Source organism: Phocaeicola sp. GP0067, assembly GCF_031119655.1.
Taxonomy (GTDB): Bacteria; Bacteroidota; Bacteroidia; order Bacteroidales; family Bacteroidaceae; genus Phocaeicola; species Phocaeicola vulgatus.
On sequence record NZ_JAVHZY010000009.1, the window covers coordinates 98261 to 124508 of the forward strand.

At 41.7% G+C, this 26248-nt stretch carries 15 protein-coding genes and 1 pseudogene; 8 read left to right on the forward strand and 8 right to left on the reverse strand.

All coding sequences use genetic code 11. The annotated features are described in order from the left end of the window. Window positions 1–7 precede the first annotated feature (7 nt). The 7 genes from RE317_RS09445 to RE317_RS09475 form a co-directional block, all read right to left on the reverse strand. On the reverse strand, window positions 8–2485 hold the full coding sequence (locus RE317_RS09445; RefSeq protein ID WP_117873404.1) for a glycoside hydrolase family 2 TIM barrel-domain containing protein: 2478 nt from the start codon (window positions 2483–2485) through the stop codon (window positions 8–10). A gap of 213 nt (window positions 2486–2698) precedes the next feature. Further along, the gene (locus RE317_RS09450; protein ID WP_016270997.1) at window positions 2699–4750 is read right to left on the reverse strand and encodes a RagB/SusD family nutrient uptake outer membrane protein; all 2052 of its coding nucleotides are present in this window, start codon (window positions 4748–4750) and stop codon (window positions 2699–2701) included. A 13-nt stretch (window positions 4751–4763) separates the two neighbouring features. Then, complete coding sequence (locus RE317_RS09455; protein WP_117873394.1) at window positions 4764–8312, reverse strand: TonB-dependent receptor; 3549 nt, start codon at window positions 8310–8312, stop codon at window positions 4764–4766. 153 nt (window positions 8313–8465) lie between these two features. Beyond that, window positions 8466–9410 carry a FecR family protein gene (locus tag RE317_RS09460; protein WP_008669606.1) on the reverse strand — a complete coding sequence of 315 codons (945 nt, stop codon included), beginning with the start codon at window positions 9408–9410 and terminating at the stop codon, window positions 8466–8468. A 119-nt stretch (window positions 9411–9529) separates the two neighbouring features. Then, window positions 9530–10117: an RNA polymerase sigma-70 factor gene (locus RE317_RS09465; protein ID WP_117694033.1), complete on the reverse strand. Its 588-nt coding sequence runs from the start codon at window positions 10115–10117 to the stop codon at window positions 9530–9532. 94 nt (window positions 10118–10211) lie between these two features. Next, a complete protein-coding gene (locus RE317_RS09470) occupies window positions 10212–10406 on the reverse strand; it encodes a DUF1573 domain-containing protein (protein WP_224205411.1) in 195 nt (64 codons plus the stop codon). 198 nt (window positions 10407–10604) lie between these two features. After that, window positions 10605–12002 (reverse strand): DUF3874 domain-containing protein, encoded by a 1398-nt coding sequence (locus tag RE317_RS09475; RefSeq protein WP_117695922.1) that lies wholly within the window; start codon window positions 12000–12002, stop codon window positions 10605–10607. A gap of 328 nt (window positions 12003–12330) precedes the next feature. Here RE317_RS09475 and RE317_RS09480 point away from each other — a divergent pair, with 328 nt between their 5' ends. Then, window positions 12331–13011, forward strand: a complete 681-nt coding sequence (locus tag RE317_RS09480) for an HU family DNA-binding protein (RefSeq protein ID WP_005842814.1) — start codon at window positions 12331–12333, stop codon at window positions 13009–13011. 192 nt (window positions 13012–13203) lie between these two features. Here RE317_RS09480 and RE317_RS09485 read toward each other — a convergent pair whose 3' ends face one another. Beyond that, window positions 13204–13770 (reverse strand): RNA polymerase sigma-70 factor, encoded by a 567-nt coding sequence (locus tag RE317_RS09485; protein ID WP_011965321.1) that lies wholly within the window; start codon window positions 13768–13770, stop codon window positions 13204–13206. A 144-nt stretch (window positions 13771–13914) separates the two neighbouring features. Between RE317_RS09485 and RE317_RS09490 the strand changes: the two genes are divergently transcribed. The 7 genes and pseudogenes from RE317_RS09490 (at window position 13915) to RE317_RS09520 (ending at window position 26088) form a co-directional block, all read left to right on the forward strand. Further along, the gene (locus tag RE317_RS09490) at window positions 13915–14928 is read left to right on the forward strand and encodes a FecR family protein (protein WP_117694039.1); all 1014 of its coding nucleotides are present in this window, start codon (window positions 13915–13917) and stop codon (window positions 14926–14928) included. Between the two features lie 253 nt (window positions 14929–15181). Continuing rightward, window positions 15182–18547, forward strand: coding sequence for a TonB-dependent receptor (locus RE317_RS09495; protein ID WP_117873396.1), 3366 nt, complete (start codon window positions 15182–15184; stop codon window positions 18545–18547). A gap of 12 nt (window positions 18548–18559) precedes the next feature. After that, window positions 18560–20185, forward strand: a complete 1626-nt coding sequence (locus RE317_RS09500) for a RagB/SusD family nutrient uptake outer membrane protein (RefSeq protein WP_005842822.1) — start codon at window positions 18560–18562, stop codon at window positions 20183–20185. 17 nt (window positions 20186–20202) lie between these two features. Then, window positions 20203–21618: a sulfatase-like hydrolase/transferase gene (locus RE317_RS09505; protein WP_005842823.1), complete on the forward strand. Its 1416-nt coding sequence runs from the start codon at window positions 20203–20205 to the stop codon at window positions 21616–21618. A 399-nt stretch (window positions 21619–22017) separates the two neighbouring features. Beyond that, window positions 22018–23340 carry a family 43 glycosylhydrolase gene (locus RE317_RS09510; protein WP_016271006.1) on the forward strand — a complete coding sequence of 441 codons (1323 nt, stop codon included), beginning with the start codon at window positions 22018–22020 and terminating at the stop codon, window positions 23338–23340. Window positions 23341–23537: 197 nt separating this feature from the next. Next, window positions 23538–24773, forward strand: a pseudogene (locus RE317_RS09515) (family 43 glycosylhydrolase); the annotation flags it as partial. Between the two features lie 313 nt (window positions 24774–25086). Beyond that, window positions 25087–26088, forward strand: coding sequence for a Fic family protein (locus RE317_RS09520; RefSeq protein WP_016271009.1), 1002 nt, complete (start codon window positions 25087–25089; stop codon window positions 26086–26088). Window positions 26089–26248 lie beyond the last annotated feature (160 nt).

Here is a 26248-nt window from a genome sequence, read left to right on the forward strand (position 1 = left end):
TTTCCTTTCATTCTTTTATCGTTTTCAACCGAAGTGTGCCTTTCAATCCAGCTGAGGATATTTTGACCGTAACATTCCCAGCCTCCTGATCGCTTCGGAGAATAATTTGCATCCTTCCCTGATACATTCGTTTGGAAGTTATGCCATGAAAGAGCTCATCCGTATAATGATCCCCGTTATCCAATGCCACCAACCGTGCCGCACCTTCCATTTGTAAAGTAAGTGGCTCGTTGTAGTCCCATACCGGACGACCTTTTTTGTCTATGACCGTCACGTTTATATATTGCAAGTCCATACCGTCTGCCTTCCAGTCCGTCGGTGTTTCCGCCTCAATCCGGAGTGCCACGGCTTTTCCGGCAGTTTCAATACGATGACGCGCCACTTCTTTGCCCGACTTGTCACGGGCTATTGCCACCACAGAGCCACCGTTGCCATAAGGAACATCCTTCCAATAAATCATATTACGCAGGTTTGCCCGTGTCGTATCGTTTTCTTGAATTCCCATGCTCTGACCGTTTACCAACAACTCTACAGAATGTGCATTAGTGAAGGTGAAGAGTGACCGTCTGCTGCCCGGAGTATGATTCCAGCACTCGTTCAGTGCCATGCGTCCCACTATGACGTCATTCCAGTTGACACTTTCCGCCCCCGCCGCATCGACCACTCCGATATGTACTTCGGGAATTTCTGGCATGAAAGCCGATTTAATAAGGTAGGCTTGGGGATAGGGACGCATGGTATGGTCAAAGAAAGAGTAATTCCAGCCTTTCTTGGGCCACTTGTTGGATTCTCCCCAATACTCGGCGGATCCCCAATAGGCCATGCCCACCGTCCGTTTTCTATCCATATTATAATAAGGCTGTAACAGATTACTTGTTTCAGCCTCACTCTGGAACAAGATAAGGTCAGGTTTATATTTCAAATAAGCGTCATATTTATCCGACTGGTAATTGAACGATGCCACTTCTGTAGCACAAGCCAGTTCGGGCGGCACCAAATAGTCGTTGAACTCCTTGTCATGTCGGGTTATAGCTCCCGCACGAGCAGGGAACATGGCAACAGTAGTGAGGCGTGTATTATCCCACCTCTTTACCAGCTGGTTGAAGATGTTATAGGTAGTGATTCCCCAATCGTTGGTTCCTTCAAAACCTGCCCATCCTTCACGAATCTGAAGCTCGTTTCCCAAACTCCACAAAATGATGGACGGACGATTACGGTCGCGTTTGATCCATTCTGTAATCAGTTTGTGCCAGATATGGGTGAACGGTTGACGTCCGCCCCAATAGTCATTGTCACTCCATTTGTCCGTCAGTTCGTCCACTACTAACATCCCCACACGATCTGCAATGCGGGCAAAACTGTCACTGTACGGATTATGTGAACAGCGGATGCAGTTGTAACCGAAGGATTTGAGTTGTAGCATCATGCGTTCGATGGCCCTGTCGTAACTGGCAGCTCCCAATGCGCCAAGGTCATGATGGTTGGCATTTCCCTTTAGGAATATTTTCTCACCATTGAGTCTGAAACCAAATTCGGAAGAGAATTCCAATTTACGGATACCAAACTGTTCAGTAAGACTGTCCACTACCATACCGTCCGCCATCACAACTACATCAGCACTATAAAGTTGCGGAGAGTCACATGACCAAAGTTGTGGATTCTCCAGAGTAAGCGCCGGTAATTTCACTTCCGTACAGGTTTGGTGCGTATGTTCGGGCATACCGGATTGCACGGAGCCTACTATGACACCTTCCGGATTGCGGAGGGTGGTCCGTATCCGTACGTCATGTTTCTGCCAGCCGTCCACCTCAACCTGTACGGCTACCGTTGCCCGAGAAGAGGAAACCTCGGGGGTAGTAATATACACCCCATGGCGGGCGATGTGTGTGGGATTCTGCACCTGCAGATATACATCACGGAACAGACCGCCTCCCGTGTACCAGCGTGAACCTTTCTTGGGACCGGTAGAGGCATAGACAGCTACCACATTTTCTCCATCGTGACGTAGAAAAGGGGTAAGGTCCGCTTCAAGTCCCACATATCCATAATCTGTCGAGACTATTTTGGTACCGTTCAGATAGACATCGCCCCAATAAATGATGCCTCCGAAATCCAAGACTACCCGTTTCCCTTTCCACGACGGATCGGTAGGGAAAGACTTGCGATACCATCCTTCACACATAGGTTTGAATCCGCGTGCACCTCCACCATTTTCAGTCCAGGGTTGTTCGAACTGGAAATCATGAGGAAGGTCCAATGTACGCCAGGAAGAGTCATCCAAGGCAGGTGAGGCGAAATCGGTATTTTTATTCTCGTTTGTAACCAACTGGAATTTCCAGCCAAAGTTAAAAAGGACTTTCTGCTGTGATGCAAAATTTTCCAAAGGTACATTGACCAGAGGAGCTTTTTCCTGTGCTTTCTGATATTGGGCTGTTACTCCGACAGGAGCAAGCATCAAGAAGAAAGCGATAATGATGTTTTTCATTTGATACATTATTATAAAGAATGAACACCGATTTGTGTCGGCTCGTTTATTATGCAAATATCGGAATTATAAAGAGTTGCAGACATGGAATTTAGTTGCAATACCTGTATTATCGTACAAAAAATACATACAATGGCTACTCTTTTCTTATCAGTCGTATGATATCAAGTTATCAGGGCATTCCAATCATAAGATATTAGAATGCCCTGAAACTTATTTTTCAGCAGGCATATCCGGTACTATAGGCCAATATGGATTTTGATAGAGAGGAGAATTCTCTACTGTTTTGTTATCGGGGGCGGTGATCAAAAACTGCTTAATCATAATGGGGTGCAGATAATGAGCCATACGCCAAGTAAAACCATTATAACAGGTCTGTTTAGAATTCTTTTGGTAAGGGCGCAAGTATTCGCTGACATTAGGTGAAGATACATTGGATGCGTCTGATCCATCATACAGCAAATCTGTATACCAAGCCTGCATGGGGGTATTCCATAAATGGAAACCTTCCGGTATATAAGGATGTTCAATCAACTGGTCCATAGCACGCCAACGGCATAAGTCCATATAACGAAGCCCATCCGCCATAAATTCACATCGGCGCTCACGACGTATATTATAGAGAGTTGCGTCTATTAATTTACCACCGGAATACGCTCCCCAATCATTTTCAGCCTCTTTACTCATATCCGTTAAAGCAATGGTCTTTTGAAAATCCTCATCTACATGAGAACGACGGCGAATAATTTTCCAATATTCGGTTGCTGTTCCGTCCAAAGTACCATTCTTTTCATAACTGGCTTCCATGTAATTCAACAAGGCTTCTGTCGCACGATAAGCAATAGAGGCGGTATATCCTTTTGAATTGGAATAATATTTCTGATGGAAAGCTCCTCCTTTGCGTAAAGCATACCCAGTTACATAACGACGGGCACCATCTGTAATGGTAATCAATGGATAAGTTTCTTCAACATTGGCTGTCTCACCAACCACATCTTTTATTAAGATGTTATGTTGTCCGGGGTCTTTCAGAAAGATAACCAATCGGCTGTCTCTGTTTTGACGAACGTCGTGTATGGTTTTGTCTCCCATATAATATCCGTCTCCGTTCATATAATCACCGTGGGTATAAACAGGAGTGCCGTCAGCCATCAAAAAGTTATTCACAAAGCTACGGGTGACGCCTACGCCATTGTTTCCCCAGCTAGCATAGACATTTACGTTGTGGTGTACTAAGTTATAAGCGTATCTGCGCCATAACAAAACTTCATCGACAGAAGATAAATCTTCTTGAGCAAACATGTCAAAATAGGGGTTTGCAGCTTCGCTAGTTGACTGTTGCAGGGTACCTGTATTTTCTGTAAGCTTATTTTTGTAGCGTTCTGCGATATCTTTAGAAGCTGTCATGGCGATTTCTAAGAAATAATCTATCTCACTATCAATATTCCCGCTGGGATATTGATAAGTGGAATTGTAATCTTTTGCCTTGCCAGGCCAACCGTTACCATTGGGTACAAAAGCCGTATTCTTAAAATATTTCAACCAAGTACCTTCAAATAGAGCTACGCGCGACTTTAATAAAATGGCAGCATCCGCATTAATTCTAGTCGTCGGCATGTTTTTAGCTTTTAATAAAGTAATAGCTTTATCCAAATCACTTAGAATAAAGCGAGCCACCTCATTGCGTGGTGATCGTTTACTGGCTTCACTCAATGCTTCTTTGTCATCTGGCAATGGGTAGATAATTATGGGAAAATCTCCAAACAACTGATAACGTTTAAAGTATTCACAAGCACGTAGGAAAAATAATTCACCGATATAGTGTTTTATGCTGTTAAGGTCACCATTGATGGTATTGGCATTACCGCTCAGGTCGTTCCCATTAGCATTATTATCCCCAAATTTGGGCAACACATTCGATAATACAAAATTGATCTTGTATATTTTATCGAAGTTCCAATTACTGTTTTCCGCATTGTCCACTTTCCACAAAGTGGAAGTAAAACGATTGGGAGCTGTAACTTCTATTTGATTGTCCGTTGTTGCATCATCTTTGTAGATGCCGTATGTATTTCCAGTTCCGTGAGAGGGAAGAATATCAGAGTACAAATTATCTGCAGAGGCTTGAATATGGGTTGCCTCTGTAAAATATACTTCCGGGGAAATAGATGCTTCAGGTACTTCATCCAAATAGTCATCGCAAGCAGTAAATGCAAATCCTGCCGAAGCGATTAGTACAGATAAGAATATATGTTTTGTTTTCATTGTATACGTATTATTAAAGTGTTAAACTTAAGCCAAAAGACCAGGTGCTTGATAACGGATAAGCATTACCACCATTACCGCCACTAATTGTTTCCGGATCAAACAAAGAAGACAATGATGTTCCGGTCCAAAGATTTTCTCCGGAAACAAACACACGGCATCTGGTCAAACCCATACTTTTCATCCATTTTGCTGGGAAAGTATAACCTAATTGGAAATTTTTTAAACGGATATAGGATGCATCTTGCAAATAACGTGTCTGAATTTCTTGGTTCTTACCTCCTTCGGAGAAAATAGGACGAGGATAATAAGCGTCAAGATTTGCAGGAATGGTATGACCTGACAATCCTATATCCTCTGCACGAAAATAATCCTCATGTTCCTTAAGTCCACGAGCCCCCCACATACTTTGAGTTCCATAAGCACCAAACAAATAACCACAGAAATTATTTGTACCCCAAAAATCACGCTTCATTACACCTTGAAAGAATAAACGTATGTCGAATCCTTTCCAATCAGCATTCAAGTCAATACCAAAGAAATATCTAGGAGTACTATTGCCTATTACTTTCAAATCTCCATGATCATCCAATGTACCCGCACTTTTAGATATTTTTCCATCTTCATTCAAATCACGATACATAATATCACCGGCAGACCATTTGGAACCAATCGCATCCTGTCCTCCATTAGGAAGGGAAAGGAGATGGGCTTGCATTTCATTTTCAGATTTTGCTATTCCTATTGTTTCCAATCCCCAAATCTCGCCCACTTCGCGTCCTTCAACGTATTTGTTCAAACCGATAGTATTTGTTGCGTTGCTCGGATAGCTGGTAACAATTGTTTTAGCATCGGAAAGAGTTAAATTAGCACTATATCCAAACCCGTTTTTCAAACGGTCTCTCCATCCAATAGATAGTTCCCATCCATTCGTTCTTAAATTACAATTGTTGGTTTTAGGAGCAGATGTACCCAAAATAGATGGGAGTTCAGGTGCAGGCCCTACCATACCATCCGTATAACGAATATAGTAATCAAAACTACCTGTCAAACGATTACTGAGAAAGCCATAATCAAAACCGATATCCCAAGTACGAACCTTTTCCCAAGTCAAAGAATTGCTGACCAAATTTCCCGGCTCTGCTGTATTAGGCTTCACTCCATCTTGCAACCATGTTCCATTAGAAGACTTCAGTATCATATCACGATAGGTAGGATACCATGCTGTAGTATTCTGGTTGCCCAATTCACCGTAAGAAACACGCAATTTTAATGTGTTGGCTATATCTGTCAGCGACTCCCAGAATTTTTCCTGAGCGATGTTCCAGCCTAAAGAGAATGAAGGAGACCATTGCCAGCGACTTCCTCGACGGAAACGGGAAGAACCGTCATATCGCATATTGATTTCCGCCAAATAACGTCCCAGGTAATCGTAATTCAAGCGACCGAAGAAACCTGCCGTTTTCCATCTTTTCCCATTTCCACCCGCTTCTGTCGCTTTGGGGTTACCTTGTCCGTCCAATCCGGTTGTGACATCAAAATAAGGCATCCCCCCCATCATTACACCATACTTTTTTGTAGAAGAAAATTCCTGTTTCATATCTTCTATCTGGAAGCCAAGCATAACTTTTGCATTATGGGCATTATTAAAAGATTGGGAATACTCACTATAAATATTTAGGTTCAGATAGTTCTCTTTAGTCTGATCTTGATAAAGATAAGACGTACCATGAGTATCTATTAAATTGCCTTCCACATCATGATTATAAGTAGGAATTGAAGTTTCTTTTACCGATGAGTTCATTATACTGTAATTAAACTCCACATGTGTAATCCAATTTTTGATCGGTTCAATTACTAAAGACGCTTGTTGATAAAGACGGTCTGTTTGTGCATTACGTTTTCCACCTTCAACAAGATTTTGGACTGGATTAGTCCAACCATTATTGGTATAATAGCCATTGGGATCTTTTACGGGCATATTGGGCCAAGTAGCTCTTCCTAACTGGTCATAAAAAGAACTGTTGAAACTGGTAGGACGCCATACATCATTACGAGTAAAACGGGTACTGTAATTGAATTTTAACCATTGAGTCAAATCAGCATTGATTTTAGCTGTTACATTGTAACGATGAAGTCCATCGTCACCAGCTTTCAAAAGTCCTCCTTGATCCAAATAATTGAAAGAAGCATAATAAGCTACAATATCACTTCCTCCATTTAGACTAACGTTATGTTCTTGAGAAAAACTTGAAGATTTGTAAACTTCATCATACCAATTTGTATTAGCCCAAGCTGTTGTAAATGGATCATAGTCTGGTTTACCCCATTGACCGTTGGATGAAGCTTTTACTCCCCCCGTGCTTCCACCTCCGGCAGCTTGCCAATCCAGCATATCCTGCATCAGGTCTTCTGTAAAGATAAGCCCACCACCCTGATTAAGCGAACCGGCGTTCATAAAGTTTGCAAAAGTGTAGGAATCCATCATCTTCGGCATATTTACAGGAGTAGATATACGGAAGCTATTGTTATAGTTTACAGAAGTCTTTCCTTTTTTGCCCGATTTGGTAGTCACCAGAATTACGCCGAAGGGGGCACGGGAACCATAGATGGATGATGCGGCAGCATCTTTCAATACAGAAATATTTTCTATGTCTTGAGGATTGACTGTATTCAAATCTCCTTCCATTCCATCAATTAGAATAAGAGGTGCACCGCTGGAACCCTCACCAATAGTTCCTGTACCACGGATACTGATATCTGCGGTCTTGTCCAGTTCACCCGTACTTGTTGATATCTGCAAACCAGGTACCAATCCTTGTAAGGCTTGTGTAGCTGAAGTCACAGGACGAGATTCTAATTCTTTAGCAGTAGCAAGTCCTACAGCTCCTGTCAGATTCACTTTCTTTTGCGTACCAAATCCAACCACCACCACTTCATCAAGAGTTTCTGTATCTTCCTTCAATACTACATTAATTTCTCTCTTTCCAGAAACTTTCACTTCTTGAGAAACATACCCGATATACGTAATCTGTAAAACGGCTTCTTTCGGGGCATCCAACACAAACCGCCCATCTATATCTGTTATCGTACCTATTGACTGACCTTTAACCATTACATTGGCACCGATTACCGGCTCGCCATTCGCATCTTTCACAATACCTGTCACTTTATTTGCCTGTTGGGCAGCTTCCCCGTCTTTCGCCTTACTCATCAGCATGATATTCTTACCCTCCATGGCATAATAAATATCAGTACCTTCAAAAACCTTATTCAGCACTTCGGCTACAGATTTGTTCTGCGCATTCACCTTCACATTGCGCTTCAGATTCACCTCGTTCACATTATACACAAACAGATAATCTGTCTGTTTTTCTATTTCACTGATTACCTTGCCTGTTGACACGTTATCCGCCACAACAGTCACCTTCATTGTCTGAGAATAAGACTCAGTGGCAAAGGCTGTTCCGGCAAAGACAAACAGGGCTAAGAGTGTGTTTCTCATCATACGGAATAAATGTTTAATTTCTACAATAGATTCCTGATACAAAATATTTTTCATATATTTGCATTACTAATTTTAGGTTCAACTTAAGATTATTTGAGAAAAAATTGTCAATGCGTCATTGACATTCCATGGGATGGTGTTGCAGCACTATCCCATTTCTTTTTTAGACCAGGTGTGTTATTTCATAGGCATATTCTTTTTTAAGGGTTAATTAATTGTTATCACATTTGTCTCATCATTCTTTGTATAAGTAAACTTATTATTGAGTTTCAAAACTTTCAGTACGTGTTCCACCCCATCTTTCGTGCGGAATTTACCTGTATAACGGTTCTTTAGAATCCGGGTATTATTTACTACAATATCCACCCCATAATACAGTTTCAGTTTCTCTATCATATCACGTACGGATATATCATTGAAACAAAGCAAGCCCTCACGCCACAAAAAATAATCGACCTCCTTGATGCGTCCTTTCACCAGTCTGTTGCCTTTCAAGCTGGCCATCATGTTCGGTTCCAGCCTCATTCCACTGTTATTCGAACCGGGCACTAAAATTTCTACAGCACCTTCCAACAAAGAAGTTTCCCATACGCTATCCGCTGCATAAGCCATTACATTGAACTCTGTACCCAGCACCTTCACATTACATTTGTTCGTCTCTACAATAAAAGGCTGTTCCACATTCTTTGTCACCGCAAAGTAACCCTCACCATCCAATTTCACATTTCGGATATTCCCTTTGAAACTTCCCGGGAAAGTCAAGGTACTGCGTGAGTTCAACCAAACCTTCGTACCATCCGCCAACATCAATTCCGCCCGTTGGCCCGCCGGCACATAAATAGACTGCCATGTTTTGTCTTCCGGTACCTGATGTTTTCCTGTCCAATAATGTGTACCCAACAAGACGATCGCCAATACCGCTGCTATCTTGGCAGCTTCCATACATACTCCGCGTAACGAGAAATGTTTCCTTTCCCGGCTATTCTCCTCCGCCACAGGTTCCGTACGCCACAATGCCATGTCATGCAACTTCCGTTGTGCCATATATTCACGCATGTTCTCAGGATTTTCCTGTATCCATTCGGTCACACGCTGCTTTTCGGCTTCAGTAGCATTTCCGGCTATATATTTTTGCAATAATTCAGGATTCATATTCTATGCTGTTTTATTAGAAACGACTCAAGAAGAAACTACCCTAAAAGAAAATGAAGAAAAATATAAAAAAATCATTTCTGTCCTCAAAAACATCCGTATCCCCCATCCGGTCAGGCTTAATAATAAAAGAAGAAATAAAATAAAGGAAGATAATCTTTTAAAGTCACCCGCAGTACTTTCAATGCTTTTGATATATGATATTCCACCCCCTTTATAGAGATTTCCATCTCTTCGGCAATCTCTTTATTGGGTTTATTTTCAAAACGGCTCAAAATAAATGCCCGTCGCGTCTGTTCCGACAAGGTACTTAAAGTAGCACTGATGATTTTTTCCACTTCTTCCGAAAAAATCTCATCAGGATTGCACGCTTCCAAGGCAGACATACGGATAGACAATTCCTGTTGTTGCCAGTCGGCCATCACTTCAAAAGCACTGCGTTTTACCTCCTCGTGCTTTAGATAGTCCAAAGCCTTGTTCTTCAAAATTGTCAGTAACAATGGTAAGATATATTTCTCTTCAACAGGCTCGGCCTTCAACTTTTCCCACAACTTTATTAATGCCTCGGAGGCAATATCTTCTGCCGCCAAATCATTATGAACGTATGATTTGGCAAAGAAAAAAGACTTCTTATAATAAGAGGTATAGATATCATTAAAAGAATTTCCAGGCATTTTGCTCATTTGTATATCGGTTGTGCTTTTCATCCATATTACGATGGTAGAGCAAAGTTAGCAATAAACCTTCGATAAAAACAAAATTATCCTGTTAATTCTTTCCCTTATATGCTATGAGCTTGCCTTATATGCAATCGCCCTCCACCGTCAGACCAAGTGGCAAAAAGGGAAAGTTGCCATAGATATGAAATTCACGGACAAACACCCCTATGCTGTCCGACCGGAAGGAAACTTTCAACTGCAAAGTATCTCCCGGAGCAGCATGAAACTTGGAGTATCTCGTTTCCGGACAATCCCAAGAAGAAACAATGTAATAAATATGTAAACTGTCACTTCCATGTTTTTATAGATAAAAACACCACCACTAAAAAAGTCGAACAAACAAATCGCCAAGCAATCTTTTTCATTTATTTCTCCTTATACGATTCCCCCTGAAAAATCCTTCAAAAGCTTCAGCCCTCCCGCAAACCCTTTGCAGAAGGGCGTTCCGGCTGAAGGATCACACCGGGAAAAAGTATCAGGCCGCGGAAGAATCCTTCAGCTTCACCAGCCGGTACACATTGCCATACTCGGTATGAACACGCTGTATCCCTAATGCAACCATCATCCTGCCCAACCGGTTCGGAGTCACCCCACGCATGGCCGCCGGATAATGTTTCTGCAAATAATTGAACAAATCCGTCGTGGTATAGGGCTTGGACAACTCCCCTTCCTGCGGCATTCGGAAACAACGCAAAAACAATTCCTGTTCGGCAGGCATTTTATAAAAATTCCGGTTGCTGTGCTGTATCTCCTTTTCTTCCTCTTCCGAGAACCAGTAACGCTCTCCTCCGGCCAGCTCCGCTTTCAGCTGGGCGAACAGCTGCGCATGATCGGGCGGTGTGCAGTCAATCTTGCCGTCCACTTCCGCACAAAGGAAACGGCGGCTTCCTGTGGGATCAGTCAGCAGGTCCGTCATATTGGACGTACCGATGAAAGAGGCGATACGGGGCAGATGACTGAATGCCGGACGATGTGCCCTGCGGAAAGTCAGTGTGGTCATCTGCATCAGATTCTTCAAGGCAGGCATCTGCCCGGCACGGTACTTGTCGAACTCATCCATATTGATCAGTCCGAAAAGCGAAAGTTTCTGTTCACATCCACTCTCGCTCGTCAGGTCGAACTTGTCTATATAATAAGGTGTAAGTTCCTTGGGCATCAAAATCTTGCAAAAAGAAGACTTGCGCTTCCCCTGCTCACGACTCACCAACATAGGCGCCACCGCATTGGCGCAATCCTGCGCCTGCCCCAGCCATTGGGCGGCAACACCCAGCATCCAACGGTGAAACCCTTTCACCCACATCGGCTTACGCGATATACGCACGGCCAGCGGAGTAACACGATCCACCCCGTCCCATTGAGGCAAGTGGCTCATATAATGCAGAAAAGGATGATAGTTTTCCACCTTTCTGGAATGGAGCAGACGGCTCACATCCTTATCCCAGCAGTTGATGCCACCGGTACGCGCCTCCAGGCAGAATGTATTCAAATCACGTTGAGCCACCATGGCATACTCTTCATCCGGCATCTCTTTCCCACGATACTCCGTCTGTTCGGTGAGAAGATTGTAACGGAAATCATACCGTGCGGTCAAAAAGCACTGCAAGGCCACCAGCATATTCTCCGGCTTCTTGCGTCCCAATTTACCAGAAACCGCCTTTTCATCGATAGTTTCTGCCATACCAGCTGTTTCGACAGCCGCTGGAAGAACAATATCATCCACCGTTTCCGTAGCCGTTGAAGGCAACACCCCTTCCGCATTTTCGGTTTGCCCCACCGACTGCCCGGTAACCGGAGCCGTGCTTTTTCCCACGCATCTCCTCATTTTCATACTCTTTTTGCACCAACTCAGTAAATTTTCCACTAATTTTTTCATCCTTTTTCATTATTTGGGGTTGTGTAATATCACAAAGATAACACTCAAAATGCCCTTTTACAAGCATTTACCCCACACTACCGCAAAAAAGTGACTAAGCGAAAATAACTGGGAAATTATTCGTTTTTATCAAGATTATTTCATACTTTTGCACCGTCAAGTTAATCGTTTCACTAGAATGATGAAGTTTCATCACCTAAGTGATACAACTTCATCACTCAAGTGATATTATTTCATCACTAAAGTGAAATGATTAACTTGAAAGGAAGTTGCAACAAACTCTTCCGTACAAGAAAGCATAAACAACCGGATAAAAACAAATAAGCGAATGGCTATCAAATTTGAATTTTATGAATCACCCAATACGATAGGTACGCGCAAGAAGCGCTATCACGCCCGTGTAGTAAACTGGCAGCGCATCAACACCGACTATCTGGCGCGGGAAATACAGTACGGCTCCTCGCTCACCGTGGCGGACATCAAGGCAACCATTATCTCGCTCAGCGAGAAACTGGCCTACTACTTGAAGGACGGTGCCCGGGTACATATCGAAGGGATAGGATATTTCCATATATCGCTTACCTGCCCCGAGACACGGACACCAAGCTCCACACGTGCCAACAAGGTGAAATTCAAATCGGTGACATTCCGTGCGGACAAATACCTGAAGCATCAGTTGAGCGACGTCAAGACCGAGCGTTCGAAATACAAGCCGCACTCCATGCCGGTAACCAAAGAGAGTATAGACGAAGCACTGACGGAATACTTCCTGACAAACAGCGTGCTGACACGCCGGAAGTTTGAATCGTTATGCGGACTGACACGAGCTACCGCGGGACGTTATATCGCTCAGTTGGCGAAAGATAAAAAACTGCGCAATATCTCCATTCCGCGCAACCCCATCTATGAACCGATGCCGGGATTCTACGGAAAAGAGAAATTGCCCGAACCAGAGAACGAAACGGAAAACGTATCGGCAACAAACGACACGGACCTGACAATAAAGTAAATATACAACGAAACAATATAATAGAAAACTTCTACAAACGAAGCTCAAACCATAAAGAGCTGAAACTTCTACACTAGGCTGAAGGAATTCCGGGAGGAAATCCTTCAGCCGCTTTTCTTTATTGACGGGCGTTTGCGAAGGGGCTGAAGGATTTGAAGGAAAAAACAAGGGAAACTCAGGAAGAGGTACTTTTCAGCCCACCAGCCATACCAGCATAGGCAAGTAATCCTTTAAGGAAACACGAAGCAGCTTCAATGCCTGCTGGATGCGGTAAGCCACCGTCTGTGGCGACACATCCAGCACTTCAGCAATTTCTTTATAACTCAGTTCCTTAAAGCGATGCATCACAAAGGCTTCCCGATAACTGTCGGGCAGAGCAGCCATCGCCTCCTTTATTTTCCGGTCCAATTCCTCAAAACGACCATAGTCCACTTCACACAATGCCGCCTGTGTCCGCTCATAAAAGGCAGCTTCCGCCTTGGTTTTCACCTGTTCCCGCGTCAAGTGGTTCAAGACCCTCCGATAAGTCATTTTGAACAAATACTGATTCAATGAAGACTCGATTATCAAATCCCCACGATTCTCCCACAGCCATAACATCACCTCCTGAACAATCTCTTCGGCATCTTCCAGCGACACCAAGCGGTGAGCATAGGCACACAGCATAGGATAGTACCTTCTGAATAAATGGTCAAAAGAATTACCATCCCCCTGTCGGAGAGCATTAAACAAAGACAAGTCTTCCACGGTATGATTCATAGTATAATAACTGTTTTCCTTGTGTACAAAGATAGTTGTTTTTATCGGAAAAAACTTTTTTTTTAAAAAAAAGCATTTTTCGTTTAGATACCTTTCATTCTCGCTTGTCTTAATAATATAAAGGAAAACATTAAAGTATAATTCATGGAAAACCATACCGATATAGAAACTTTGTTGACCAAGTATTTCGAAGGAAACTCCACTCCGCCGGAGAACGAACAGATAGAAGCCTGGCTGAATGCCGATGAGGAGCATTTGCGCATAGCCAAGCAGCTGAATACGCTCTATCTGGCTGTAGACACACAGCACATCACAAAGAAGATAGATACGGAAAAGGCATTAGACAAGGTAAAAAGCAGAACAAAAGTTAGAAACCTGTCCTGGTGGGGATGGACACAACGCATTGCGGCCATCCTGTCCGTTCCCCTCCTGATAGGTGTATTGGCTCTGTATCCGGACAGACAGCAGCCGGTAGTCACCGCTCAGATGGTGGAAATAAAAACCAATGCAGGCATGACTACCTCCGTCCTGTTACCGGACAGCACGGTAGTTCACCTCAATTCGGAATCCTCCCTTCGCTATCCCACCTTTTTTGCCGGCGATGTACGCCAAGTGGAATTAAACGGTGAAGCTTATTTCGATGTGACCCAACATCCCCGGAAACGATTCATCGTTTCCACCCCTCACCATTCGCAGGTGGAAGTGTACGGAACAAGTTTTAATGTGGAAGCATACGGTAATGAAACTCCCATTTCCACCACGCTTATCGAAGGCAGCGTAGGGTTTATTTATAAGAATAGCAAAGGAAAATTTCAAAAGAGTATGCTCTCCCCCAGACAGAAGCTGGTTTATTCTCCACAAACCGGAGATATCAAGTGCTACGCTACCTCGGGCGAATCGGAGATTTCATGGAAAGACGGCAAGCTTATCTTTAATGACACTCCGCTGGATGAAGTGCTGCACATGCTTGGAAAGCGGTTCAATGTGGAATTCGTATTGTCCAACAAGGGGCTGAAAGGCTGTTCGTTCACAGGAACATTCACCCATCAGCGTCTGGAGCGTATTATGGAATATTTCCGGATTTCTTCCCGCATACGCTGGCGTTACATTGACAGTGCAGATATAAAGACGGAAAAGCTGAAAATAGAAGTGTACTAATATACGTTTAACCCTTAATTTAAATACTAGAAAAATGAACAGACAACAGGCTCCCTAAACAAAAACATACGGGAGGATATTGGCGTATCACCCCGTATGAAAAAATCATCTTTCCATGCTTGTTTGGCGACAAGCAAAGACAACATTTTATTCACTTTATCTCAATTACAAAATTATGAAAATTTATTTTAGCGTCCAATTATTATGGATGATAAAGTCGTGTAGGTTAATCTTAAATAAAACTCCATTACCTATGAAACTGAGTGTACTCTTTTTAATCTGTTCGCTAAGTATGACTTATGCGGCAGAGTCGTATGCGCAAAAGACCATGATCAGTCTTGAAGTGCGTAATGAAACAGTTGGCACTGTGTTGGAAAAGCTGAAAAAAGAATCGGGGTTTGATTTCTTCTTCAACAATAAACACGTAGATCTAAAACGTATTGTATCAGTCTCGGCAAACAACAATAATATCTTCAAGATATTGGATCAGATTTTCGCAGGAACGAATGTGAAGTATTCGGTGCTTGAAAAGAAAATCATTCTTTCTACTGAGATTGTGCAAGGAATACAGCAAGAACAAAATAAGGTGACAGGTATTGTGAAAGATAATGCGGGTATTCCCATCGTCGGTGCAACGATTATGGAAAAAGGAAGTACAAACGGCACAGTTTCTGATCTTGACGGAAACTTTAGTCTTCAAATGAACAGTCAAGGAACAATACTCATTTCTTACATCGGTTATATTACACAAGAAATTAAAGTCAATAAAAATGATAAGCTTATTATAACATTAGAAGAAGATACAGAAACATTGGACGAAGTAGTGGTGGTAGGCTATGGTGCCATACAAAAACGTTCGGTATCCACCGCCATCTCAACTGTAAAGGGAGGAAAAATTTCAGAGATGCCGACATCAAATATATCACAAAGCCTTGTGGGTATGTCGTCAGGTATCACCTTACAACAAATCAGTGGAGAGCCGGGAGCCGCTCCGGCAATCCGGGTCCGAGGAGCAGGCTCCATCAATAGCGGAAATGACCCCTTATTTGTAATCGACGGTTACCCCACAACAGACGCAGAACTTTTTAATAATATCAACCCTGCAGACATTGCTGACATTCAAATACTAAAAGATGCAGCCTCCTCTGCCATTTATGGTTCCAAAGCAGGAAACGGTGTAATTATTGTCACTACTAAACAAGGACAAACAGGAAAACCTAAAGTTAGTTTTTCCACACAAGTAGGATGGAGTGAAGCCCAAAATTATGTGGACGTACTAGAAGCTGATGATTATATGGACATGATCATTGAAGCACGTACAAACAACGGAAGTATTCAAAATTTTCCCAAGTTGATTCAGATGAGAGAGAGTGGGAATTACGAAAACACGAACTGGCAAGATGCCATATTCCGTAATGCACTGAATTATAGAGGAACAGCAACCATTACAGGAGGTACAGAAATTTTAAAATACAACTTCTCTGCCAACTATCAAAACGAGGATGGCATCCTGTTAAACTCTTTTTACAAAAGAGTCGGAATCAAAGGAGGATTTGAAGCAAATTTATCAAAGAAAATAAAACTAGGAGTCAATTTCAGTACAACCTATAGCAAAAGACGCCTCCAACAACCAACCGGTGGAAATACTGAAGACGTAACAGGCGTAATTGCCCAGGCATTGTCTATGCCACCTATACTTCCTGTTTACCAGAATAACGGAGATTATACTCAAATAGCTCAACATTATGCAGACTTAGGACTTAATAACCAACTTCGCAATCCTGTTTCGAATTTACTAGAAAATCGAAATGACAAATGGTCTATCCGCACAATGTCCAATGCCTATTTTGAAGTAAAACCCATTAAAGGACTGACATTACGCACATCGGTAAACTTTACGACTAATGCAGCAAAACAAGATTATTACCAATCTGCCTTTTTACTAGGTAAAAGTTATACAGGTAACAAATCCACACCGGATTTGACTAGCATAGACGGTTACCGTCTGTCTGGATTTGGTTATAATGCCTATTGGTCCACTACAGCAACTTATGATGTTACATTTAATGAAAAACATCATTTGAACACCATGATCGGATATGACTTCGAATACAATAGTGATTTTGAAGTACAACAAGACGATCGGACTGATTCTGATAATCCCATTGCCTATAACAATACATCTATTACCAACGTAAATGGAGCGAAACTGTGGACAGGTTCTTCCGAATACTCCAACTATGTATTTGACGCCATGTTTGCCCGTCTAGTGTATGATTATAATTATAAATATGTCCTTTCAGGTTCTGTCCGTCGCGACCGTTCCAGCAAATTCGGACCGGACAAACGCGCAGGATGGTTTTATTCGGGGTCATTGGCATGGAATATAACCGAAGAAGACTTTATGAAAGATATACACTGGCTCGACATCGCTAAATTACGTGCCAGTTATGGAATAACAGGTAATGATCAGATAGGAAATGATTATGCATGGATATCTACTATCAGTTCAGACCAAAATGTGGTGTTTGGTACAACAGCCATACCTACTTATTATCCTAGCGGTTATTCAAACCGACAATTAGGATGGGAGAAAAACAAACAAATGGACTTAGGGTTTGATATTGGCGTATTCAATGCCTTGAATATAGTAGTAGATCTCTACAAGAGGACTAGTGACATTGTGATGCCAGCCAATATTCCTAATTTCAATGGTATAGCAGGCAGCGTTTATATGAATGCCGGACAAATTGAAAATAAAGGTATAGAAATCCAAGTTTCCGCCACTCCGTTTAAAGGAGATTTTTCCTGGGAAACGACTCTTAGTTGGTCCAAAAACAATAATAAAATTCTTTCACTTGCCAACAATCAAAATCAACTTGCCAATGCAAGTGCAGGAACCAAATGGGGAAATGTAATGAGAAACTATGTAGGACGTCCGATGGGTGACATGTATATGCTAAAAGTTATAGGCACATTTAATACAGAAAAAGATTTAGCCCAATATGCTAAAAACGGAACTCAGGATATTGGAGATTTAATATTTGAAGATTATAATAAAGACGGCACTATTGACGTCAACGATTATCAATTGGTAGGGAACTATCAACCGGATTTTACCTTTGGATGGAATAATACTTTTATTTATAAAGATTTCGATTTGGCGGTCACTATTGACGGACAATGCGGAGGTAATGTAATTTATGCAGCCGCACGTGCTTTTTCTTTAAACCGATACGATGACAATGTACTAGCTGAATCCGGATTAGGACGCTGGAAGTCATCAACCGATCCCGGAAACGGAAGGTCACACAAAGCTGGGACAAATAACCTAGGCAGCAATATTGGCCCCTCCACAAGATATCTTTATGATGCAGACTTTCTACGTATCCGTAACGTATCCCTTGGATATACATTACCGAAAAAATTCTGTAAAATAATAGGCATAGAAAATATGCGCATCAGTGCTAATGTACAAAACCTATGGACTTTTGACAAATATCCAGGTTATTCCGTTGAAGCAAATTATGAAGGGAACTCCGCCACAAACAACGGGGTGGACTTTGGTGGATATCCCATCTCCCGCACATTTACTTTCGGTCTTAATTTTAACTTTTAACAACGATACAATATGAAAACTTTCAATAAATTAATTTCATTTGCGATCATTTCCATGACAAGCCTTACCTATACCGCTTGTAGTGACGGATTTTTTGACCGTTACCCTACCGATTCCATGCAAATGGAAACCTATCTGAAAAATGATGCAGAACTGCAAAACATACTTCTCAATGGTTATTATCACCTACAGGACATCACACTAAATGTGAATTATGTTAATAGTTTGGCTACAGATGAAGGATACGACTATAAAAAAAATAACTCCCTTGATCACATCAGTCTGAACGAAAGTACATGGGATGCGACTTTAGGAATCACTAGTGAAATATGGGAACATTGTTTCAATATGATAAACCGCTGCAACAATGTTCTTCAAAAACTAGATAATGCCTCGGAAACGAACAGAACACAATATGAAGGTGAAGCTAAGTTTCTCAGGGCGTATGCCTATTTCACGCTTGTAAGACTTTTTGGAGCAGTACCTATCACTACAGATCCAATAGATGATTACTCAACCCTTTATGATTATGGACGGAGCAGTGTGAACGAAGTCTACAGCTTGATAAAAGACGACTTGAAAACAGCCATAGCCAATCTGCCAAACTACTATTCCGCCAATAACATGCAAGGACGAGCGACAAAAATAGCAGCTTATACCATGCAAGCAGACGTTTTTATGACATTGCAGGATTTTAATTCAGCTAAAAATTCTTTAGAAAACATTCTGGATTATGCCAATCAAAATAAGGAAAAATTAGATTTAGAAAATGATGTCTTACAGATTTATGCTTCAGACAACCCAATGGGAAAAGAAATCATTTTTGCTGCTCAATACAACAACGGTGCAACAGTAGTGGCTAACCCACTTATGGGACGTTGCATACCAGCAGCTCGACCATCTACTCAGCCCGCTTACATTTATCCAGACGGAACCAGTTCTACCATCACTGTTTCACAAGGCACCAGTTGTCTGTTAATGACATGGGAACTTTACAATACATTCAAAGCCAACAGTAATGACCAACGCTTTCAAAAATTAATATACAATGGAATTTATACAGATGACATATCAGTAGCCAGCAACGAGGTAGACATCACAGAAGAAGGATACACTTACCTTCCTGTCACATTAAAATATTTCGACTTTGGTAATGAGGGTATGACAACTTGTGCTTGTGGTAACGACAATATCATTTATCGATATGCAGATGTATTGTTAATGTATGCCGAATGTTTAAACGAAACCGGCAATACCCCATCTGCCGCCAACTATCTAAATATGGTAAGGACTCGTGCCGGACTATCAAATACAACTGCTACAACACAAAAGGAAATGAGTATAGCCATCGAAAATGAAAGAATGTTGGAACTATGTTTTGAAGGACATAGATGGTATGACTTAATCCGTCGGGGAAGAATTACAGAAGTAATGGAAAAACATTTTAGCCACCGTACACAAGGACTCAACCCTACATTTCAGTCCAGTAATAATGGAATGAATGTAAGTAGTCCATCCGACATCACCGGCACACCTACAACATGGAAGTGGACGGGAACATCCGCTGCTGTTCTGTTTGGAATCCCTTACGACCAAATTCAGCTTTCAAACAATTGGGAGCAAAATGAGTTATATTAATCCTTTATCCATAAAATATGAAAAATAATATCTTAACCGGCAGTTTATATACTGCCGGTATCCTTCTACCCCAAATTACCTTTGCAGAGATTCAAAATGACAAAGTAAGTCCAGACAGACCGAACATCATCTTTATTTTAGCAGACGATATGGGGTATGGAGATTTATCCTGTTACGGTAATCAATATGTAAAAACACCTAATATTGACCAACTAGCCGAAACCGGTACCCGGTTCAATCAATGTTATGCAGGAAGCGGTATTAGTTCACCATCCAGATGTGCATTGCTGACTGGTAAAAATACAGGAAATACCCGTATACGGGATAACATGTGTACAGCCGGAGGTATTGCCGGAATCAAAATAAATCCCAATGGTGATTCCACCATTGTCAGGAGAGCTAATCTATTACCACAAGATACAACCATTGCCACCGTATTAAGCGCAGCGGGTTACCGAACTTGCTTAGTAAACAAATGGCATTTAGATGGCTACGATAAAGGAGCCTCTCCTAATCATCGCGGATTTGACGAATTTTATGGATGGACTATCTCTACGGTACACAGTAACTCTCCTTATTATTATCCCTATTATCGTTTCCACGGTGACTCACTCATCCACATCCCAGAAAATGCAAATGGAAAACATGGTATTCATAACAACGACTTGAGCACAAACGATGCCATCGCTTTTATAAAAAGGAATAAAGACAATCCTTTTTTTCTTTATTTAGCTTTTGACGCCCCTCATGAACCCTATAATATAGATCAAACAGCATGGTATGAAGGACAAGAAACATGGGAGCCTAATACCAAACGCTATGCTTCATTGATTACTCACATGGATGCTGCTATCGGACGTTTATTAAACGAACTAGAACAACTTAATTTACGAAAGAATACATTAATTATTTTTGCCTCAGACAATGGGGCCGCTATCCAAGCTCCTATTAAAATATTAAATTGCAATGCTGGATTCAAAGGTCGAAAAGGAACGCTTTACGAAGGTGGGATCCGAGTACCTTTCATTGTCAATCAACCAGGAATGGTACCTATACAAACACTAGACAATCTTATCTACTTTCCAGATATGATGCCCACATTAGCAGCATTGGCTAAAGGAACGAAGCATTTGCCAAAACAAATTAACGGTATAAACATCTTACCGCTTTTCTATGGAAAGCAAGTTGATACAGACAACCGCTTATTATATTGGGAATTTCCAGGGAAACAACGTGCAGCCAGAAAAGGAGATTGGAAGTGTGTAACCATCCATCCTAATCAACCTCTAGAATTGTATAACTTGAAAGAAGATCCAGAAGAGACGAATAATCTCGCAAAAAAATACCCTAGACGAGTAAAGGAGTTCGATGAAGAAATGCAAAGAATGCATATTCCTACCCCCAATTGGCCTCAACCAGGAGAACAATTCTGAAGTCTATATGTAGAACGAGGGCTAATGCAGTCCTCGTTCTACATATAACTACAAATAATTTTATTAGCAAAAGTATATACAAACATTTTTATACATCCATTTTTAAATAGAATTCTGTTGAACACTAAAAAAACTATTTTCACTGATAACAATGAGATTCTTATTAGCCAATATAAATGTTGACATAAGAGAAGCACAATACTTCCCCCCCCTCAAGATTAAAATCAAGTGAAAACCTTTAAGATAAAGCCTACTATGAGAACTTGACACCCATACTTTCAACAAAGAACAATAACACTTCACGCGTTTTTTTGTACGATAATACAGGATTTGAGACTAAAATCCATGTTAGAAATTATTTATAATTCAGATATTTGCACAACAAAAAGATAAAAGAACATGATGAAATATTTACCATTCTTGTTGTTCCTCTTATTGAAAGCAGGAACAGCTACAGCTCAAAACAATTTAGTAATCAACGGTATTCCATGGTTTGATGACAAGGGAAATATTGTCAATGCACATGGCGCTTGTATTGTGGAAGAAAACGGAAGATATTATCTTTTCGGAGAATGGAAATCGGACAAAAGTAACGCTTTCCCCGGCTTCTCATGTTATTCTTCGGATGACCTTGTAAACTGGAAATTCGAGAACATTGTCCTTAGAGTCCAACCCGAAGGCATCCTCGGTCCCAATCGCGTAGGTGAGCGTGTAAAAGTGATGAAATGCCCTAAGACGGGCGAGTATATCATGCTGATGCATGCCGATGATATGGGATACAAGGACCCTTATATCGGTTTAGCCACCTGCAAAACGATTGCAGGTGACTATCAGTTGCAGGGACCGTTGCTCTATAAGGGACAACCGGTAAAACGCTGGGATATGGGAACTTTTCAGGACACCGATGGAAAAGGATATTTACTGATTCATCATGGTCCTGTTTATCGGTTAAGCGATGATTACCGTTCGATAGAGGCTGAAGTGGCCCACATTAAAGGCATGGGCGAATCACCGACCATGTTCAAAAAGAACGGTGTCTATTTCATGCTTACCTCAAACCTGACCAGTTGGGAGAAAAATGATAACTTCTATTTCACGGCTCCCCAGATAGAAGGCCCTTGGACGAAACAAGGACTGTTCTGCCCGAAAGGCAAGCTGACCTACAATTCGCAAAGTACATTTGTATTCCCGCTGAAATGCGGTAATGATACCATACCTATGTTTATGGGGGATCGTTGGTCTTATCCGCATCAGGCCTCAGCCGCCACATATGTATGGATGCCTTTACAAGTGGATGGAACAAAAATATCCATCCCTGAATATTGGCAGGCATGGGACATCAGGAAGCTAAAACCGGCGGACGCTCTGAACAAAGGGAAAAAGTTGTACGGAGCATGGAAGTCCAATCAAAAAGGAAACGTGTTGGAGATAGCGTTCAAAGGAACTCATGCTGCTATTGTTGGAGAAACAAACCCTCATGGCGGATATGCCAAAGTAAGTGTATTAAATGCCGAGAAAGATACTGTATATTCTTCATTGGTAGATTTCTACAGCAAGTATCCGGAAAAAGCAATTCGAATTATAACACCGAAAATGCCGAAGGCAAATTATACCTTACAGGTTGAGATAACAGGGGTACGACCGGTATGGACAGACAAAACAAAAACAATCTATGGAAGTGATGGCACTTTCGTAACGATAGACAATGTCTATCACTTTTGAGCTATTCCATATCTTATGCAAAAGGGCTGAGATATAGAATGAACCATGCAAAAGACAGAAGAAATGTAACACTGGAAAATTTGAAATATAATAATTGCTAATATATTAATAACGATGAGAAATATTATAATAATGCGCAATTTCATATTTCTAAACAGAAAAATAAGAAGATTACTTTTACTGTTAGTTACTTTTTTTTGTGTGTTAGAATGATGGGAGAAACGATTATTCCGGATTCCATTTCCAATCCCATTTGCACGGGATTCCATCCAGATCCTTCTATCTGCCGGGTAGGAGAAGATTATTATTTAGTCACTTCATCATTCACATGGTTTCCCGGACTTCCCATTTATCATAGCCGTGACCTGACTAATTAACGGTATGACGGATAATGATGGCATCTGGGCACCCACTTTGCGTTATCATAATGGAACATTCTATCTTATTACCACAGCTCATGGCTGTGGTGGCAATTTCTACATGACAACCAAGAATCCGGCCGGTCCCTGGTCGGATCCGGTATGGCTGAAAGATGCTCCCGGCATTGACCCTTCTCTTTTTTTTGATGAGGACGGACGCTGTTATTATACAGGCAATCGCTGGGATTTTAAGAGCGCATGGCCTGCCCAGTGTGCCGTATGGATGCAGGAGCTGGACCTCCAAAAAAGATGTCTGGTCGGAGAACGAAAAACATTGGCCTATGGCCATGCGGCTAATGCAAAGTACGCCGAAGGGCCTCATTTATACAAAATAGAGGATCACTATCTATTGTTGATGGCTGAAGGAGGATCGGATTATAACCATGCTGTTACCGCCCTCACTGCTAAATCCCTCTGGGGACCATATGTACCTTGTACCGTCAATCCCGTATTGACACACCGCCATCTTGGCAAGGACTACCCTGTGCAGTCTCTCGGACATGCCGATTTGGCACAGACACCAACCGGACATTGGTATGCTGTGTTTCTCGGTAAACGGATCGTGGAAGGAGGTCTGGTGCCTTTAGGACGCGAAACCTTTCTTTGTGAGGTGAGTTTTCAAAACGGTAAACCTATCTTCAATCCCGGCATTGGTGTTATCGGAACCGGTTGAAACGTCCACTTTTACCATAGACGCCGGTGTCGAAGACAGATAAACAGAATGATTTTGAAAATTCTGCTTTATCACCGGAATGGGCTACAATGCGTATCCCTGAGCAACCTTTCCATCATTTTGCCGATGGCAACTTGTTTTTGTCTCTCCGACCTGAGATGGCAGACAGTCTGGTATGTCCCTCCATGCTTCTGCTCCGTGTACATTCCCATAATTTTTCTGCCACCACAACAATGAGTTTCTCCACCCGTCGGGCGAACGAATGGGCGGGCTTGGCTCTGTATCGTACAGCTAAAGGCTATTATTCATTACTGAAAGGAAAGAATGAAATCCGTTTGACAATCGATAAATAAAGCATCATACCAATGGTTTGAATATAAGGAAGAATAATTGTAAGTTTAATCCCCTCTTCCCATAATTTCCAAGATATTTTTAGTATCTAACTCTAAAATCAACCGGAAGTTATGGGAATATGTCTGATAATTTATCAATATTAATTAAATCCGTTCCTTGCAACTATATTTAGAATACAGAAATTCGAATCGCACTTTTGCCCAGTTTGCATCCACTTATTCGTTTCTTTTTTGTACTTTAGCCTAAACTTATCTTACATAAAGTGACAGATAAGTACAACGATAAATAATTGTTTATACCATGTATATACCACCATTTACCATATCAACCAACGCTATCAACTTGATTGCAGAAATATCTGCACAGATTGAGCGATACGCCATTCGTTTAGAGCAAAGCGATGGGCTGAGATTGCGAAAAGCCAATCGAGTAAGAACAATCCATAGTTCATTGGCCATTGAAGGGAATATGCTGTCGGAAAACGAAGTGAAAGACATTATTGATGGTAAAACGGTTATGGCACCTTTGCGGCAGATTCAAGAGGTTAAAAACGCTATAAAGACCTATGAGCTTTACGAAAAATTAAATCCGTTTGATGTAAATGACTTGTTAAAGGCACACGGTACAATGATGATGGCACTGACCGACGATGCCGGCAAATTCCGCCGTGGTGGAGTCGGTGTTTTCTCAGAAGAAAGATTGGTACACATGGCTCCCCCTGCCGATCGCGTTCCTTTTTTGATAGATGATTTATTTGAGTGGCTCAAACAGGCCAAAGACCATTTACTCATTCGCAGTTGTGTGTTCCATTATGAATTTGAATTTATTCATCCATTCAGTGATGGTAATGGGCGTATGGGCCGTCTTTGGCAATCACTAATTTTAGGCAGACTGCATCCGCTTTTTGAATATCTGCCCGTAGAAAATATGGTCTATGCCAATCAAGAAGCTTATTATAATGCAATACAGCACAGCACTGCAACAGCTGATTCAGGACCTTTCATTGAATTTATGCTTCAAGAGATTTTAAACACCCTCAAGAGACATCAAGGCAGTCTTATATCTCAGCACAATGTGATGGAAGTTCGGGATAAAATTCGGGATAAGTTCGGGATAAGTTCGGAACAAATCATTGAACAAATCCAGCGTAATCCGGCTGTCACCCTTGATGAAATCGCAGCTGCACTCTCCGTCACCCGTCGCTCGATTGAAAAGAAAATCAAGGAACTGCGTGATGCCGGTTACATAAGACGCGAAGGAAGCAATAAATCGGGACGTTGGATAGTGAATGATGAGGTCTAATGTCTGGATGCGACATTCATCAAGCCACAAAGATACTTGTTATCAGTCGCCCATCAAAAGCCAGGATTCATAAAACCATTGACTAAGTTTATCAAAAGAATTATATTCCTTTTAGCCTGTTTAAATTTGCATCAGCATTGTCATTCTGAAATGAAAACAA

Coding starts and splice junctions, on each gene's coding strand:
- RE317_RS09445 (WP_117873404.1), bottom strand. CDS start 2,485: ATGAAAAACATCATTATCGCTTTCTTCTTGATGCTTGCTCCTGTCGGA.
- RE317_RS09450 (WP_016270997.1), bottom strand. CDS start 4,750: ATGAAAACAAAACATATATTCTTATCTGTACTAATCGCTTCGGCAGGA.
- RE317_RS09455 (WP_117873394.1), bottom strand. CDS start 8,312: ATGAAAAATATTTTGTATCAGGAATCTATTGTAGAAATTAAACATTTA.
- RE317_RS09460 (WP_008669606.1), bottom strand. CDS start 9,410: ATGAATCCTGAATTATTGCAAAAATATATAGCCGGAAATGCTACTGAA.
- RE317_RS09465 (WP_117694033.1), bottom strand. CDS start 10,117: ATGAAAAGCACAACCGATATACAAATGAGCAAAATGCCTGGAAATTCT.
- RE317_RS09475 (WP_117695922.1), bottom strand. CDS start 12,002: ATGAAAAAATTAGTGGAAAATTTACTGAGTTGGTGCAAAAAGAGTATG.
- RE317_RS09480 (WP_005842814.1), top strand. CDS start 12,331: ATGGCTATCAAATTTGAATTTTATGAATCACCCAATACGATAGGTACG.
- RE317_RS09485 (WP_011965321.1), bottom strand. CDS start 13,770: ATGAATCATACCGTGGAAGACTTGTCTTTGTTTAATGCTCTCCGACAG.
- RE317_RS09490 (WP_117694039.1), top strand. CDS start 13,915: ATGGAAAACCATACCGATATAGAAACTTTGTTGACCAAGTATTTCGAA.
- RE317_RS09495 (WP_117873396.1), top strand. CDS start 15,182: ATGAAACTGAGTGTACTCTTTTTAATCTGTTCGCTAAGTATGACTTAT.
- RE317_RS09500 (WP_005842822.1), top strand. CDS start 18,560: ATGAAAACTTTCAATAAATTAATTTCATTTGCGATCATTTCCATGACA.
- RE317_RS09505 (WP_005842823.1), top strand. CDS start 20,203: ATGAAAAATAATATCTTAACCGGCAGTTTATATACTGCCGGTATCCTT.
- RE317_RS09510 (WP_016271006.1), top strand. CDS start 22,018: ATGATGAAATATTTACCATTCTTGTTGTTCCTCTTATTGAAAGCAGGA.
- RE317_RS09520 (WP_016271009.1), top strand. CDS start 25,087: ATGTATATACCACCATTTACCATATCAACCAACGCTATCAACTTGATT.